The sequence below is a fragment of the Rhizobacter koreensis genome, assembly GCF_013366375.1.
GTDB classification, from domain to species: domain Bacteria; phylum Pseudomonadota; class Gammaproteobacteria; order Burkholderiales; family Burkholderiaceae_C; genus Schlegelella_A; species Schlegelella_A koreensis.
In genome coordinates, this window is the sequence record NZ_JABWMJ010000009.1 from 143,745 (window position 1) to 157,756 (window position 14,012).

Annotated in this window: 16 protein-coding genes; 8 read left to right on the plus strand and 8 right to left on the minus strand. The window is 72.7% G+C overall.

Translation table 11 applies throughout. The annotated features are described in order from the left end of the window. Window positions 1-105: 105 nt before the first annotated feature. Entirely contained in the window at window positions 106-1,047 is a 942-nt protein-coding gene (locus tag HQN59_RS18645) for an asparaginase (RefSeq protein ID WP_176070628.1), read from the minus strand. A gap of 83 nt (window positions 1,048-1,130) precedes the next feature. Between HQN59_RS18645 and lexA the strand changes: the two genes are divergently transcribed. The 3 genes from lexA (at window position 1,131) to HQN59_RS18660 (ending at window position 2,725) form a co-directional block, all read left to right on the plus strand. Beyond that, the gene (gene lexA, locus HQN59_RS18650) at window positions 1,131-1,808 is read left to right on the plus strand and encodes a transcriptional repressor LexA (protein WP_176070629.1); all 678 of its coding nucleotides are present in this window, start codon (window positions 1,131-1,133) and stop codon (window positions 1,806-1,808) included. Window positions 1,809-1,823: 15 nt separating this feature from the next. Continuing rightward, window positions 1,824-2,216 (plus strand): helix-hairpin-helix domain-containing protein, encoded by a 393-nt coding sequence (locus tag HQN59_RS26870; protein ID WP_342451248.1) that lies wholly within the window; start codon window positions 1,824-1,826, stop codon window positions 2,214-2,216. 197 nt (window positions 2,217-2,413) lie between these two features. Then, window positions 2,414-2,725, plus strand: coding sequence for a hypothetical protein (locus tag HQN59_RS18660; protein ID WP_176070630.1), 312 nt, complete (start codon window positions 2,414-2,416; stop codon window positions 2,723-2,725). Between the two features lie 87 nt (window positions 2,726-2,812). Here HQN59_RS18660 and HQN59_RS18665 read toward each other — a convergent pair whose 3' ends face one another. Beyond that, complete coding sequence (locus HQN59_RS18665) at window positions 2,813-3,322, minus strand: DUF1993 domain-containing protein (RefSeq protein WP_176070631.1); 510 nt, start codon at window positions 3,320-3,322, stop codon at window positions 2,813-2,815. Between the two features lie 254 nt (window positions 3,323-3,576). Here HQN59_RS18665 and HQN59_RS18670 point away from each other — a divergent pair, with 254 nt between their 5' ends. From HQN59_RS18670 to HQN59_RS18685, 4 genes are all read left to right on the plus strand, one after another. Next, the gene (locus HQN59_RS18670; RefSeq protein ID WP_176070632.1) at window positions 3,577-4,584 is read left to right on the plus strand and encodes an NAD(P)-dependent oxidoreductase; all 1,008 of its coding nucleotides are present in this window, start codon (window positions 3,577-3,579) and stop codon (window positions 4,582-4,584) included. Next, window positions 4,581-5,759: an MFS transporter gene (locus HQN59_RS18675; protein WP_176070633.1), complete on the plus strand. Its 1,179-nt coding sequence runs from the start codon at window positions 4,581-4,583 to the stop codon at window positions 5,757-5,759. Before HQN59_RS18670 ends, HQN59_RS18675 begins: the two co-directional genes overlap by 4 nt. After that, entirely contained in the window at window positions 5,756-6,397 is a 642-nt protein-coding gene (locus tag HQN59_RS18680) for a chromate transporter (RefSeq protein WP_176070634.1), read from the plus strand. The genes HQN59_RS18675 and HQN59_RS18680 overlap by 4 nt, the downstream gene beginning before the upstream one ends. Window positions 6,398-6,464: 67 nt before the next feature. Next, window positions 6,465-7,040 carry a chromate transporter gene (locus HQN59_RS18685; RefSeq protein ID WP_176070635.1) on the plus strand — a complete coding sequence of 192 codons (576 nt, stop codon included), beginning with the start codon at window positions 6,465-6,467 and terminating at the stop codon, window positions 7,038-7,040. Window positions 7,041-7,116: 76 nt separating this feature from the next. Here the strand turns inward: HQN59_RS18685 and HQN59_RS18690 are convergent, their stop codons facing one another. The 4 genes from HQN59_RS18690 to HQN59_RS18705 all read right to left on the minus strand — a co-directional run bounded on the left by HQN59_RS18690 (window position 7,117) and on the right by HQN59_RS18705 (window position 10,306). Further along, window positions 7,117-7,596, minus strand: coding sequence for a carboxymuconolactone decarboxylase family protein (locus tag HQN59_RS18690; RefSeq protein ID WP_176070636.1), 480 nt, complete (start codon window positions 7,594-7,596; stop codon window positions 7,117-7,119). Window positions 7,597-7,667: 71 nt separating this feature from the next. After that, a complete protein-coding gene (locus tag HQN59_RS18695; RefSeq protein ID WP_176070637.1) occupies window positions 7,668-8,549 on the minus strand; it encodes an RNA polymerase sigma-70 factor in 882 nt (293 codons plus the stop codon). Window positions 8,550-8,722: 173 nt separating this feature from the next. Then, the gene (gene rlmB, locus HQN59_RS18700; RefSeq protein ID WP_176070638.1) at window positions 8,723-9,502 is read right to left on the minus strand and encodes a 23S rRNA (guanosine(2251)-2'-O)-methyltransferase RlmB; all 780 of its coding nucleotides are present in this window, start codon (window positions 9,500-9,502) and stop codon (window positions 8,723-8,725) included. A gap of 18 nt (window positions 9,503-9,520) precedes the next feature. Next, complete coding sequence (locus HQN59_RS18705) at window positions 9,521-10,306, minus strand: acetyltransferase domain-containing protein (RefSeq protein ID WP_342451249.1); 786 nt, start codon at window positions 10,304-10,306, stop codon at window positions 9,521-9,523. Between the two features lie 140 nt (window positions 10,307-10,446). Here HQN59_RS18705 and HQN59_RS18710 point away from each other — a divergent pair, with 140 nt between their 5' ends. After that, window positions 10,447-11,736, plus strand: a complete 1,290-nt coding sequence (locus HQN59_RS18710; protein WP_176070639.1) for a PQQ-dependent sugar dehydrogenase — start codon at window positions 10,447-10,449, stop codon at window positions 11,734-11,736. Between the two features lie 99 nt (window positions 11,737-11,835). On the opposite strand, the gene HQN59_RS18715 is transcribed toward HQN59_RS18710, so the two are convergent. Together HQN59_RS18715 and HQN59_RS18720 are read right to left on the minus strand one after the other, a co-directional pair. Then, on the minus strand, window positions 11,836-13,191 hold the full coding sequence (locus HQN59_RS18715) for an NAD(P)/FAD-dependent oxidoreductase (protein ID WP_176070640.1): 1,356 nt from the start codon (window positions 13,189-13,191) through the stop codon (window positions 11,836-11,838). Further along, complete coding sequence (locus HQN59_RS18720; protein ID WP_176070641.1) at window positions 13,191-13,931, minus strand: class I SAM-dependent methyltransferase; 741 nt, start codon at window positions 13,929-13,931, stop codon at window positions 13,191-13,193. Before HQN59_RS18720 ends, HQN59_RS18715 begins: the two co-directional genes overlap by 1 nt. Window positions 13,932-14,012 lie beyond the last annotated feature (81 nt).

Sequence of the window (14,012 nt, forward strand, 5' to 3'; positions counted from 1 at the left end):
AGCGGTCCGGGCTGAGGCACCGCGACACGTCGACCAAAGACCACGAGCAGCGGAAACGCTGATCGAAAATCTTCAGCACCGGCTCGAGGCGAGCCGCGCCCGCACTCAGCCAGCGAGCAGCCTCAGCATCAGCTCGATGCGCGCCTTCACCGGCGTCAGGTCGCCGGCCGACGGCAGGCGGTCGTCGGCCCGCGTCGACGATTCGATCACCCGCCCGTCGAGGCAGCGCGTGCTGCGCAGCACCGGCAGTCCATCTCGGGCAGCGTCGAGCAGCGCGGCCTCGAGATCCCGATGCACGCTGCCGTTGCCGCTACCGGCGACCACCAGTCCGTGCACGCCGGCGGCGCGCAGCGCGTCCACGGTCGCAGCGCGCGCACCGGCCGCGCTGCTCACGATCTCGACCCACGGCCAACCCGCGGCGTCCGCCGGCAATCGATCGAGTCCCAGCGGCTCCCCGTGCGGCCACCGCCGCAGCTCGCGCAACGCGCCCTCCTCGACCCGCGCGACCACGCCGGCGTCGCCCGACGTGAACGGATCGAGCCGGTAGGGGTGCGCCTTGCGGACGTCGCGGGCGGCGTGCACCGCGCCCGCGAACGCGACGAGCACGCCCGCCGCACCCGCGTGCCGGGCGGCCGCGATCGCATCGGCCATGTTCTGCGGGCCGTCGGCCTGGCGCGAAGTCGCAGGGCGCATCGCACCGGTCAGCACCACCGGCCTGGTCGGTGCGAGGACGCGCTGCAGGAAGTACGCGGTCTCTTCGATCGTGTCGGTGCCGTGGGTGACCACGACGCCGGCAACGTCGTCGCGCGCAAGGTGGTGCGCCACGCGCGCGGCCAGCACGCGCCAGGTCGCGACGTCCATGTCCTTGCTGTCGAGCTGCGCGACCTGCTCGGCCTCGCAGGCACCGGCAGCCCCGAGCCCCGCCAGCAGCGCGTCGACCGGCCGCGCCGCCGCGCGGTACGACACGTTGTCGGACGCGCTCGCGGCCTCGCCGGCGATCGTGCCGCCGGTTCCCAATACCACCACCACGCGCGAATCGCTTCCCATTCGATGCAAACTGGATAAAAATACAGGGCTGGATGGATCGCCAGCCGAACGCCTGCCGGTGCGCCACCGCACGAGGAAACCTCATGAGCGAGATGCCGAAACTCACCGATCGCCAGCAGCAGATTCTCGACCTGGTGCAAAGCGCCATCGAACGCACCGGCGCGCCACCCACGCGTGCCGAGATCGCCAACGAACTCGGCTTCAAGTCGGCCAACGCCGCCGAAGAGCACCTGCAGGCGCTCGCCCGCAAAGGCGTCATCGAGCTGGTCGGCGGCACCTCGCGCGGCATCCGCCTCCACGCCGACACGCTGCGCGCGCTCAACCTGTCGCGCAACAAGCAGTTCAGCCTGCCGCTGCCGAGCCTGGCGCAGCTCTCGCTGCCGCTGGTCGGCCGCGTCGCGGCGGGCAGCCCGATCCTCGCGCAGGAGCACATCGACCGCACCTTCGTCGTCGAATCGACGCTGTTCGCGCGCCGCCCCGACTACCTGCTCAAGGTGCGCGGCATGAGCATGCGCGACGCCGGCATCATGGACGGCGACCTTCTCGCCGTGCAGAAGGCCAGCGACGCCCGCAACGGCCAGATTGTCGTCGCCCGCATCGGCGACGACGTCACGGTCAAGCGCTTCAAGCGCGCACGCGGCCATGTCGAACTCGCGCCCGAGAACCCCGACTTCGAGACCATCGTCGTCGCTCCCGGCGACGAGACGTTCGCGATCGAGGGCCTCGCGGTGGGCCTGATCCGCAACAACATGCTGATGTGACCCGAGGCGCGTGACGTGAGCCAGGCCGCTCCGGGCGCGATCGAACGCGCATCCCGCCCCGACGAAACCGCGACGCACGCGCCGCTCGGGTCGGCCGAGCGCCGCACGGCCGTCATCAAGTCACCCAAGGCGCGCAGCGCCGCCGAGTGCCGCACGCTCGAGCAGCTGCCGAACATCGGCCCCTCGATGGCAGCGAGCCTGCGGCTCATCGGCATCGACGAGCCTCGCGACCTGAGCGGCAAGGATGCCTTGGCGCTCTATCGCGCGTTGTGCCGGGCGAGCGGCCAGCGTCAGGACCCGTGTGTCCTCGACACCTTCATGGCCGCGACCGACTTCATGGCCGGTGCGCCGGCGGCGCCGTGGTGGGCGTATACGGCGCGGCGGAAGGCGGCATTCGGCGAGTTCTAGCCGCGTCCGGGCGCAGGCGCGCTGGATGCGCGACGCGAGACGCAAGCCCGTCCGCGCAAGCCGCAGGCGTCAGCGAGCGGGATGGCACGGCAGACGCCGCGGATCTGCGCCGCCCTCGTGCCCCTATTCGAGCCACTGGGCGCAGGCCGCATGGCCGACGATGCCGGTATCGGGTCGTCGACCTGCCACCACGCGTCATGTCAGCTCTTCCGCTTCAATCCCTGCTGCGCACCATCGGCATCCGGCCGTCGCTCGTCGATGCGCGGTTCGACTTCGCCGATTCGCTCGCGGACGTCTGCGCGCCTCAGGTGGGCGACGTGGTCGAGCAGATCAGCGAAGCGCGCTCGCTCGACGAGCTGTGGCAGTTCCGCACGGCCATCTTCAGCCTCGTCGCACGCCAGCACCACGAGGGCGAGGCGCGGCGCCGGCTGAAGGCCCTGGCGCGGCACGCGCCGCCGCGGCGTCGGGTCCTGGCGTCGCCCGAGACGACCGCGCACGCTGCGTTCTGAGCGCCCGCGTCGCGCCGCCCCCGGCGATCGCGTGCCGAACGCCGGTGCGCTCCGCAAGTCACGCCGGGATCGACGCGAGGCCGTCCCTCAGCGCGGCGCGCCCAGGTAGTCGAGCTTGCCGAGCTCGACGCCGTTGTGGCGCAGCAGCGCGTACACGGTCGTCACGTGGAAGAAGAAGTTCGGCAGCGCGAAGTGGCGCAGGTAGTCCTCGCCTTTCATCGTGATCGACGTGTCGCGGCGCGGCACCACCACGTCGCGGTCCTCGGTGCCGTCGATGCGGTCGGCGGGAACCGAGCTCAGGTAGTCGGACGTGCGGCGGATGCGCTCGCGCAGCTCGGCGAGCGTCTTCTCGTCGTCGGCGAAGCCCGGTGCCTCGCTGCCGGCGAGGCGTGCGACGCAGAACTTGGCGGCGTCGCACGCGATCTGCACCTGCTTGGGCAGCGGCAGCATGTCGGGCGCGAGCCGCGCGGTCATGTACACCGACGCGTCGAAGCGCTTGGCCTGCGCGTGCGCCTCGGCCTTGTCGAGCCAGGCGGTCATGTTGCCCAGCATGCGCTGGAAGATCGGCACGCTGGCGCGATGCATGGTGATGGTCATCGGGAGGTCCTCTCGAGAAGTGGGTCGATGCCCGCATGCTAAGGGCGACCCGAACGCCTGCTGTCGCCCGGCACCATGCATTCCGATGCGGCTCAGTGGCGCGATCGCCGCCGCCGCGAGCACCGCCGATGCGTTCGGCGCCCGGCGTGCACAATCGCCGACGGCGCCGCCGTGACCCGGGGCGCCGCGGTCAGGCACCCAGCGGGTGCGTCAACGACGGGTGCCTCGCGGCGCCACCGCCGATCAGGTTGCGCGTGAACATCATCATCCTCGACGACTACCAGGACGCCGTGCGCAAGCTCAAGTGCGCGTCGATGCTGGACAGTCTCAACGCCAAGGTCTTCACCAACACGGTCAAGGGCATCGGCCAGCTCTCGGTACGGCTGCGCGACGCCGAGGTGCTGGTGCTGATCCGCGAGCGCACCCACTTTCCGCGCCAGCTGCTCGAGAAGCTCCCGAAGCTGCGCCTGATCGCGCAGACCGGGCGCATCGGCCCGCACGTCGACGTCGAGACGTGCACGCGCCTGGGCATCGCGGTCGCCGAGGGCGTCGGCTCGCCGACCGCGCCGGCCGAATTGACGTGGGCGCTCATCATGGCCGCGATGCGGCGCCTGCCGCAGTACATCGGCAACCTCAAGCACGGCGCCTGGCAGCAGTCGGGCCTCAAGTCGGCGTCGATGCCGCCGAACTTCGGCCTCGGCCTCGTGCTCAAGGGCCGCACCCTCGGCATCTGGGGCTACGGTCGCATCGGCCGGCTCGTCGCCGGCTACGGCCGTGCGTTCGGCATGGAGGTGCAGGTCTGGGGCAGCGAGGCCGCGCGGGCGCGCGCGCGCGACGACGGTTTCGGCAGCGCCGACAGCTGCGAGGCGTTCTTCGAGAACTGCGACGTCGTCTCGCTGCACCTGCGCCTCACGGACGAGACGCGCGGCATCGTCACGCTCGACGCGCTCTCGCACATGAAGCCGACCGCGCTGCTGGTGAACACCTCGCGCGCCGAGCTGATCCAGGAGAACGCGCTGGTCTCGGCGCTCAACCGCGGACGCCCCGGCATGGCCGCCGTCGACGTGTTCGAGAGCGAGCCGATCCTGCAGGGCCACCCGCTGCTGCGTCTCGAGAACGCGATCTGCACGCCGCACATCGGCTACGTCGAGCTCGACAGCTACGAGCTCTACTTCCAGGCCGCGTTCGAGAACGTCGTCAACTTCATCGCCGGCACGCCGACCCACATCGTCAACCCGGACGCCCTGCGCGTGCATCGATGAGCGATGCGGCGGTGCCGGCGCGGCTGGCGCAGGTCCGCTGGGCCCTGCTGTTCGGCAACTTCGTGATCGGCTGCGGGGTGATGTGCGCCGTCGGCACGCTGAACGACCTCAGCCACTCGCTGGGCGTCTCGGTCGCGGTCGCCGGCCAGCTGATCACCATTTCGGCGGCGGCGGTCTGCTTCGGCGCGCCGCTGCTCGCGAGCTGGGTTGGCGGCTTCGACCGGCGCCGCCTGCTCGCGCTCTCGCTGCTCTGGTACGCGGTCGGCCACGCCGCGTGCGCGCTGGTCGACTCGATGACGGCACTGTGGATCCTGCGCGCCCTGACGGTGCTCGCCGCCGCGGTGTTCACGCCGCAGGCGGCCGCGGCGATCGGCGTGATGGCGCCGCCGGCGCAGCGCGGGCGCTCGATCACGCTGATCTTCCTCGGCTGGTCGATCGCGTCGGTGCTCGGCATGCCGCTCGCGTCGTACTTGGGCGACACGTTCGGCTGGCGGGTTGCGTTCGGCGCCATCGCCGGCGCAAGCCTGGTCGGCGCGCTCTGGGTCCACGCCGCGATGCCCGACGGCGTCAGGCCCGCCGCGCTCAGCGTCTCCGACTGGAGCCGCGTGCTGACGCACCCGGTGCTGATGGCAATGGTGCTGGTCACCGCACTCTCGGGCGCCGGCCAGTTCACCGTGCTCACGTACGTCGCGCCCTACTACAAGCAGCACCTCGGCGCGAGCGTCGAGCAGACCAGCGCCCTCTTCTTCTGGTTCGGCCTCTTCGGCGTGATCGGCAACGCGCTCGTCTCGCGCTACATCGACCGCCTCGGCGCGGCGCGCACCGTCGCGCTCACGCTGATCGCCATGCTCGTCGGCATGCTGCTCTGGCCGCTCGCGCACAGCTTTGCGGCGGTCGCGGCCGTGCTGGTGCCGTGGGGCCTCGGCTGCTTCGCGTCGAACTCGGCGCAGCAGGCGCGCCTGGGCGCCGCCGCCCCCGAGTACGCGCCGGCGCTGCTCGCGCTCAACACGTCGGCGATCTACCTCGGCCAGGCCGCCGGATCCGCGAGCGGCGGCTGGTTGATCGCCCACGGCGGTTATGCGCCGCTGCCGAACCTCGGCGCAGTCTGGCTGGTGGCGGCGATCGGGCTCAGCTTCTGGGTCGGCCGGCGCGTGATCGTGCACGCCCGCGCATGAGCGACGCGCCCTCCTCGCCACCGCAGCAGCCGACTGCGCCGGCAGACCCCGGCGCGCGCGCCGCGGGCGACGCCGACCTGCTGCCGCCGCCCACGTCGGCGAGCGAGCTCTTCTTCGCGTTCACCAAGCTCGCGCTGCAGGGCTTCGGTGGCGTGCTCGCGGTCGCGCAGCGCGAGCTCGTCGAGCGCCGGCGCTGGCTCAGCCGCGAGGTGTTCGTCGAACTGCTGGCGGTGAGCCAGGTGCTGCCCGGCCCCAACGTCGTCAACCTGTCGCTGATGGTCGGCGACCGCTTCCTCGGCCTGCGCGGCGCGTTCGCCGCGCTCGCCGGCATGCTCGCGGTGCCGCTGGTCATCGTGCTCGCGATCACCGTCCTCTATGCCGAGTTCGCGCGCCTGCCGATGGTCTCGGGCGCGCTGCGCGGCATGGGCGCGGTGGCCGCCGGGCTGGTGCTCGCGACCGCCGTGAAGCTGCTGGCGACGCTGCGCAGCACCAGCCTCGGCGTCGGCCTCGGCCTCGCCTTCACCGCGGTCACGTTCGCGGTCGTGGTCGTGCTGCGCTGGCCGCTGATCTGGGTGCTCGGCCTGTTCGGATCGATCGCGTTCGGCTGGGCCTGGCTGCGGCTCGGGGGGCGCGGATGAGTCCGCCGGTGGGCGAATGCACGCGACGGCACGTCCGCGCACCCACGACGACCTCGAAGGTCGGCCCATGAGCACGCTGCTCGCCGCCCTCGTGCCGCGCCTCGACGCGCTGCAGCTGCTGGGCCTCTTCGGTCACTTCCTGATGCTGAGCTGCCTGGCGATCGGCGGCGCGATCGCGACGGCGCCCGACATGCACCGCTACGTGGTCGACGAGCATCACTGGCTCACCGATGCGCAGTTCACGTCGTCGGTCGCGATCGCGCAGGCGGCGCCGGGGCCCAACGTGCTGTTCGTCGCGGTGATCGGCTGGAACGTCGCCGGCCTCGTCGGCGTGCTGGTCACGATGGTCGGCATCCTCGCGCCGTCGACCGCGATGTCGCTGTGGGCGAGCCGCTGGGGCGCGCGCCGCCGCGAGACGCGCGGCGTGCGCGCCTTCACGAGCGGGATGACGCCGCTCACGATCGGCCTGCTGCTCGCGACCGGCTGGGTTCTCGCCGAGCCGTACTTCAAGGGCGGCGGCACGCGCCAGCTCGGCGCGCTCGGGCTCATCGTGCTCAGCATCGTCGTGATGCTGAAGACGCGGCTCAGCCCGATCTGGCTGGTCGGGATCGGCGCCATCGTCGGCGCGCTCGGCTGGGTCTAGCCGCGGCTCGCGGCGGGGCCCGGACGGCAGCAACGGCCCGCGCGAGCAGGCGCGCTGCACGAGCCCCGCGGCACGCTCAGGCGAGGCCGGCCTTGTCGAGCCCGAACACGGCATCGAACGCGCCGGGCACCGTCCTGAACGCGACGTTGGGTCGGTTCCACGCGTTGATCGCCATCACGATGAACGTCAGGTCCGACAGCTCCTTCTCGGAGAACTGCGCCCGCACGCTGTCGTAGAGCTCGTCCGAAACGCCGTGTTCGGGAATCCGCGTGAGCACCTCGGTCCAGGCCAGCGCGGCGCGCTCGCGCGCGTCGAACAGCGGCGACTCGCGCCAGATCGCGAGGTGATGCAGACGCAACGGGCGCTCGCCGTCGATGCTGGCCTGTTTGACGTGCATGTCGACGCAGAACGCGCAGCCGTTCATCTGCGAGGCACGGATCTCGGCAAGGTGGCGGATGCGCGTTTCGATCGCACTGTCGTGCAGTGCGTTGCTGAAGGCGACGAACTTCTTGAAGTATTCGGACGAGAGTGCGGCGTAGTCGATGCGTTGGCTCATGGTGGCTGGCCTTGGTCGATGAGTGAGACACACCGCCAAGACGCGCCAGGGCCCCGACTTGTGACAACGGCTCATGCCTTCCTGAACGCCTCGGCGATGCGCACGAGCTTGTCGGGATTGCGCTGCACGTGGATGCGCACGATCCGGTGACCGTCGGTCTCGTACGACTGAGCCGATTCGAGCACGCCTTCGATGAAGCGCAGCAGGCCCCACTGGCCGTTGATCACGGCGAGCTCGACGCGCAGCGCGCCCTTGTAGCGCAGCTTGCCGGCATGGAACAGCTGGGCGATGCGCTGGCCCCCGAGCAGCACCTTGCCGAAGCTCGGCACCTTGCCGCCGCCGTCGCCGATCAGCTCGGCGTCCTCGGCGAGCAGCGCCTTCAACCCCGCGAAGTCGCCCGCGGCGAGCGCGTCGGCGAACTGGCGCATGACGCGCTCATGGACGTCCGGCGCCACCGCAAAGCGCGGTCGCGCCTCGCGCAGCTGCGCCTTTGCGCGGCTCACCATCTGCCGGCACGCGGCCTCGCTCTTGCCGATGGTGCGGGCGAGTTCGTCGTAGTCGGCGTCGAACACCTGCCGCATCAGGAAGGCCGCGCGCGCTTCCGGCGTCAGCCGCTCGAGCAGCGTCAGGAACGCGACCGAAAGATCGTCGGGCCGCTCGAGCACCTGTTCGGGCGACGGCGGCGAGGCGTCGAGCTGCGGCTCGGGCAACCAGAAGCCGACGTAGCGCTCGCGCTGCGCCTTCGCCGCACGCAGACGGTCGATGGCGATCCGCGTCGTGACCGTGACGAGCCACGCCTCGGCGTTGTCGATGCGCTCGCGCCGGGCTTCGTGCCAGCGCAGCCAGGCGTCCTGCACCACCTCTTCGGCTTCGGCGACGGTGCCGAGCATGCGGTAGGCGATTCCCTGCAGGCGCGGGCGCAGGCGAGTGAAGGTACGGGTGGCGTCATCCATGCGTGTTCGGTCCGGACGGTTTTCGTGCAACACCGGCTCAGACGTTCGAGACGACCTCCTTGTGACACACCCGGAGCATCGAGCCCGCGAGGCGCCTGCGCGGCTCCTGCTGAGCCCGAGCCTGCAGGTGAAGCGGCTCCGCGCCCGTCGAGTCCGGGCCGCGGTCCGCGCGCTCAGCGGCCCGCGTGAGTGCCGTCTTCGCTCGACTCGGCGGTCTGCTGCCGACGCCGTTGCCGGACCGCCTCGTACAGGCACACCGCGCTCGCCACCGACACGTTGAGGCTTTCGACCACACCGAGCATCGGCAGGCGCACGAGCTCGTCGCAGGTCCTGGCGGTGAGCTGGCGCATGCCGGGGCCTTCGGCGCCGAACACCAGCGCGACCGGGCCGGTGAGGTCGACGTCGTAGATCGTCTTCGGCGCGTCCTCGGCGGTGCCGACGACGCGGATGTCGCGCTCCTTCAGCTCGTTGAGGGTGCGCGCGAGGTTGGTCACCATGAAGTACGGCACCGTCTCGGCCGCACCGCTCGCGACCTTGGCGACGGTGGCGTTGAGGCCGACCGCGCGATCGGTCGGCGCGACGACCGCGTGCGCGCCGGCTCCGTCGGCGGCGCGCAGGCACGCGCCGAGGTTGTGCGGGTCGGTCACGCCGTCGAGCACCAGCAGCAGCGGCGGGCCCTCCACGAGGTCGAGCGTGTCGTCGATCGACTTGGCCTGCTGCAGCGGGTCGACGCGCGCGACGACGCCCTGGTGGCGCGTATTGCCGGCGAGCTTGTCGAGGCGACCCGGGTCGCTGTCGACGATGCGCACGCCCGCCTCGGCGGCGCGCGCCGCGAACTGCTGCATGCGGGGGTCGCGCCGCGTCGCGTCGAGGTGCAGTTCGAGCACCGAACGCGGCGACGTCTTGAGGCGGATGCCGACCGCGTGGAAGCCGAACAGGATCTGACGTGACATCGGGCGATCGTAGCCGCGTCACACCGGCCGGCCGAGGGCCCACGCCAGCGCCATCACGAGGCCGATCAGCACCGGCTGGTGCAGCATGTAGAAGCTGAGGCTCCAGCGGCCGAGCACCGCGAGCGGCGCGAACGCGCGCGGCAGCGCGCCGCTCAGCAGCGCCGGGTGCGCGCGCAGCAACCCTTCGGCGGCGAGCGCGCCGAGCCACATCATGCCGAGCCACGGCAGCACCGGCACGTAGTCCTCGGTGATCGGCAGGTGCGTGACGAGGCCGACCCAGTTGGTCCAGCGCGTGTCGAAAACCGGGTGCTGCACGAGCTGCGGCAGCACCAGCGCGAGCATCGCGAGCGGCAGCCGCCACCCGCCCCAGCCGGCGCTGAAGCGCACGATCAGCAGCATGACGGCGATGCCGTGCAGCACGCCGAAGCTGATGAAGCTCGCCGGGAACATCAGCCACGAGCCCAGCGTGACGAGCAGCGCGCAGCCCGCCACCTGCGCCCAGCGCCGCCAGAATCGCGCCAGCGGCTGCGCGTTGGCGCCGGCGACCGCCTGGCCCGCGCCGGCGCAGAGCAGGAACAGCGTGACGATCGAGGTGCGCTGCACCGTCCAGAGCGGGTCGCCGCGCACGTTGGCTTCGATGAAGCCGAAGTGGTTCAGGTCGAACACCAGGTGGAACAGCGCCATCCACACGATCGCGGCACCACGCAACGCGTCGAGACGGTCGAAGCGGTGGCCCGGAGGGCGGGCGGCGGTGGTGCCGCCTCTGGAATCGGAACGGGTGACGTGGGACTCGGAACGCGGCACGCGCGGGACGATACCCGAGGCCCGGCTGCGGCTCGGTGCCGCGCCCGATGGCCCTACCGGAGCGGCCGCATGCCCGCGCGCCGGCGCGCCGGCGCCGGCCGCGCTATGGTCCGGCGTCGCTGCTGCCGGAGAACCACCGCATGAATCGTCGCCCGAACGCCCTGCCCCGCGCGCTGCTCGCCGCCCTCGCCCTCGCCGGCGGCATCGCGTGCGCCGCCGACGACGGTCGCGCCACCCCCACGGCCGGCAGCGCACGCAGCGCCGACTGCAAGCCGCTCGAAACGCGCGACCGCGAAGCGAGCTCGGCCGAGCCGGCGTTCGCCGGGCAGACGCGGGCCTGCGGCGTGAACTCGAACGTCGCGTTCGACGTCGTCGTGCTGGCGCGCGGACTGCAGCTGCCGTGGTCGGTCGAGCCGCTGCCCGACGGTGCCCTGCTCGTCACCGAGAAGGCGGGCCGCATGCGCATCGTCAGCGTCAACGGCGTCGTCGGCGCACCGCTCGCCGGCGTGCCGAAGGTCGACGCCGCGCGGCAGGGCGGCCTTCTCGACGTCGCGCTGAGCCCGCGCTTCGCGAGCGACCGCACCGTGTTCTGGAGCTTCAGCGAGCCGCGCGACGGCGGCAACGGCACCAGCGTGGCGCGCGGCGTCCTGTCGGCCGACCGCACGCGTCTCGAGCAGGTGCAGGTGATCCTGCACACCCGGCCGACGTATGCCAACGGCATGCACTTCGGCTCGCGCCTGGCATTCGGGCCCGACGGCATGCTCTACGTGACGATGGGCGAACGCTCGGACCGCGCCACGCGCCCGCAGGCGCAGCAGCTCGACAGCCATCTCGGCAAGGTGCTGCGAATCCGCCCCGACGGCAGTCCGGCGCCTGGCAACCCGTTCGCGAACCGCGCCGGCGCGCTGCCCGAGATCTGGTCGTACGGGCACCGCAACGTGCAGGCGTCGGCGTTCGACGGCGAAGGACGCTTCTGGACCGTCGAGCACGGCCCGCGCGGCGGCGACGAGGTCAACCTCACCGAAGCCGGCAAGAACTACGGATGGCCTCTGCAGAGCTACGGCATCGAGTACTCGGGCGAGCCGATGCAGGAGGCGGCGCCGCAGCGGCCGGGCATGGAGCAGCCGGTTTACTACTGGGATCCGGTGATCGCACCGTCGGGCGCGCAGTTCTACGACGGCGCCCTGTTTCCGCAGTGGCGCGGGAGCCTGTTCGTCGGCGCGCTCAAGCAGCAGCGCCTCGTGCGCCTGGTGCTCGACGGCAGGCGCGTGGTCGGCGAGGAGCACCTGCTGGTCGACCGCAGCCAACGCATCCGTGACGTCCGCCAGGGCTTCGACGGCGCGCTCTACCTCGCGGTCGACAACGGCGAGATCTGGAAGCTGGTGCCGGCGCGCCGGACCGCGTCGGGGCCGGAGCGCGCGCCGGGCTGAGCCTGCGCGCGTCCAGCGCAGCGGCTGCACCACCCGCTCGGACGCTGGGTGGGCGTGCGCGAGCATCGCGGTCGGCGCCTGCTGCCAAGGCGGGGCGCGTCAGCCCAGGGTCGCCGCGAGCGCTGCCGCCTCCGGTGCGCAGCGCGTCTTGCCGCTCCAGCGCGCACCGTGGGTGAGCACGCCCGGCCAACGCGCGACGGCCGGCCAGGCGAGCGACGCCGCCCAGGGCCGCATCGCCACGTGCGCGAAGGCGGCGGCGACCTGCAGGCGGCGCGCGAAGCGCTCGCGCCAGCGCGCCTCGTAGCCGGCGAGCGCGCGGCGCTGGACCGTCGCGGCATCGGTACCGACGAGTTCCCGGCGCCGGCTGCCGATCAGCGAGGCCAGCAGGAACGCCGACTGCAGCGCCATGCTGATGCCTTCGCCGACGATCGGGTGCGCCTCGCCGGCCGCGTTGCCGATGCGGAAGACGCCGTCGCCCTGGCCGAGGCGTACGCCGGGGCGGATCGGCCCCGAGGCGAGCCAGCTGCCGGCGCGATGCGCCGGTCCCAACGCTGCGGCGACGCCGCGGCATTCGCGGCGCAGCAGCGCCTCGACCGCCGAACCGGCGCGCGCCGCGGCACCACCGCCGTCGCGGGCCGCCGCGCTGCGCGCGCGCTCCAGCGCGTCCTCGCGGATGCAGCAGGCAAGCGTCGCGATGCCGTCGTCGGCGACCACCATGCCGCCGTAGCCGCCGGGGAACGCCAGCACCGGCAGCAGGTCGTGGGCGAGCGCCGCATCACGGAAGTTGGCCTTGAACGCGAACAGGTCGCTCGGCCGCCGCGTCGCCCGACGTGCGGCGCGCTCCGACGGCAGCGGCTCCCACGAGCCGTGCGCCGCGACGACGAGGCCGGCTTCGATCTCGATGTCGCGCGACTCGCCCGCAGCGGGCGCCTCGGCACGGTCGACCGGCTCGCCCGCGGCATGCGCCGTCCCGGCGCCATCGCCGCGAGGGACAGGCTCGGCTCGCTGCGCCCCCGGCGCCCCGGTCGCCGCGAGTCGCAAGCGATACGCGCCCGGCGTGCCGGCGAGGTCGCGCAGCGCCCACGGCTGCAGGCGCGTCGCACCGGCGGCTTCGGCGGCGTCGGCGATCAGCGTGTCGAGGTGCTCGCGGCCGAGTGCGCGGCCGTACGGCGCCGCGCCTTCCGCGCGCGGCAGCGCCGCCACCAGGTCTGCGTCGCCGCGCCACAGCGCGACCCGCCGCAGCTCGGCGCCGGCGCGCTCGCGCAGCACGCGGCCGACGCCGAGCGCGTCGAGGAGCGGCAGGTTGGTGGCCGCGATGCACTCGCCGCACACCTTGCGGCGCGGAAACGCCTGGCGCTCGATCAGCGCGACCGACCAGCCGGCGCGCGCGAGCAGCGTCGCGAGCGAACCGCCTGCCGGGCCGGCGCCGACGATCGCGGCATCGAAGCGCTGCATCAGCGGCGCCGGGCCCGGAACACGTGGGTGAACAGGCCGTCGTCGTACTCGTCGACGTGCCAGCCGGCCGTGGCCGACCACGCGCTCGAGAGTTCGCGACCCCGGAAGCCCGCGCGCACGCTGAGCACCGCGTCGAGCCGCGTCACCGGCCCCGACCCGATGGCCCCGACGAGGTGACTCGCCGCCAGTGCGAAGCGGCTGCGCCGTGGCTCGCACGCGATCACCGCGGCAGCCCGCCCGACGCAGCCGGCGAGCAGACGGGCAAGCGCCGGCTCGTCGAAGTGATGCAGGAACAGGTTGGCGACGACCGCGTCGAAGCGCTGCGCCGACTCGCCCGCGGGCACCAGCGTCGCACCCGGGTCGCCAGCGCCGGCCCACGCGAGCACGTCGATGGTGAGCGGCCGCGCGATCCAGCCGGCGCTCGCGTAGTCGGCGATCGTGGCCGCATCGACCAGCGCCTGGCGGTCGAGCAGCGTGATCTCGACGCGCGGCCAGCGCTCGCGCGTGCGCCGCGCCACGTCGAGCATCAGGCGGCCGTCGCCGCAGCCGATCTCGACCAGGCGCAGCGGCGGGTCGCTGGCCGAGCGTGCCGGCAGCGCCGGCTCGAGCGCGCGCCGCAGGATGCCGGTCGCGCCCATGATCCGGTTGATGCGCCGCAGGTCGCGCCGGGCGCGCCGGGCTCGCGGATCGTCCGGTTCGAGGTGGTCGAGCTCCTCGGGTTCGAGAACGCGGGTCAGCATCGCGCCGGCTCCATGCGCAGGTCCCCGTTGAGCGAACCGTCGGCGGCCGCGGTCCACGCCGGCTGCACACCCCGAGGCCTG

What these genes read in the sequence shown, in the direction of transcription:
- rlmB (WP_176070638.1), bottom strand. Translation starts at nt 9,502, where the DNA reads ATGTCACGTCAGATCCTGTTCGGCTTCCACGCGGTCGGCATCCGCCTC.
- HQN59_RS18695 (WP_176070637.1), bottom strand. Translation starts at nt 8,549, where the DNA reads ATGGATGACGCCACCCGTACCTTCACTCGCCTGCGCCCGCGCCTGCAG.
- HQN59_RS18715 (WP_176070640.1), bottom strand. Translation starts at nt 13,191, where the DNA reads ATGCAGCGCTTCGATGCCGCGATCGTCGGCGCCGGCCCGGCAGGCGGT.
- lexA (WP_176070629.1), top strand. Translation starts at nt 1,131, where the DNA reads ATGAGCGAGATGCCGAAACTCACCGATCGCCAGCAGCAGATTCTCGAC.
- HQN59_RS18690 (WP_176070636.1), bottom strand. Translation starts at nt 7,596, where the DNA reads ATGAGCCAACGCATCGACTACGCCGCACTCTCGTCCGAATACTTCAAG.
- HQN59_RS18680 (WP_176070634.1), top strand. Translation starts at nt 5,756, where the DNA reads ATGAGCGACGCGCCCTCCTCGCCACCGCAGCAGCCGACTGCGCCGGCA.
- HQN59_RS18720 (WP_176070641.1), bottom strand. Translation starts at nt 13,931, where the DNA reads ATGCTGACCCGCGTTCTCGAACCCGAGGAGCTCGACCACCTCGAACCG.
- HQN59_RS18710 (WP_176070639.1), top strand. Translation starts at nt 10,447, where the DNA reads ATGAATCGTCGCCCGAACGCCCTGCCCCGCGCGCTGCTCGCCGCCCTC.
- HQN59_RS18645 (WP_176070628.1), bottom strand. Translation starts at nt 1,047, where the DNA reads ATGGGAAGCGATTCGCGCGTGGTGGTGGTATTGGGAACCGGCGGCACG.
- HQN59_RS18675 (WP_176070633.1), top strand. Translation starts at nt 4,581, where the DNA reads ATGAGCGATGCGGCGGTGCCGGCGCGGCTGGCGCAGGTCCGCTGGGCC.
- HQN59_RS18665 (WP_176070631.1), bottom strand. Translation starts at nt 3,322, where the DNA reads ATGACCATCACCATGCATCGCGCCAGCGTGCCGATCTTCCAGCGCATG.
- HQN59_RS18685 (WP_176070635.1), top strand. Translation starts at nt 6,465, where the DNA reads ATGAGCACGCTGCTCGCCGCCCTCGTGCCGCGCCTCGACGCGCTGCAG.
- HQN59_RS18660 (WP_176070630.1), top strand. Translation starts at nt 2,414, where the DNA reads ATGTCAGCTCTTCCGCTTCAATCCCTGCTGCGCACCATCGGCATCCGG.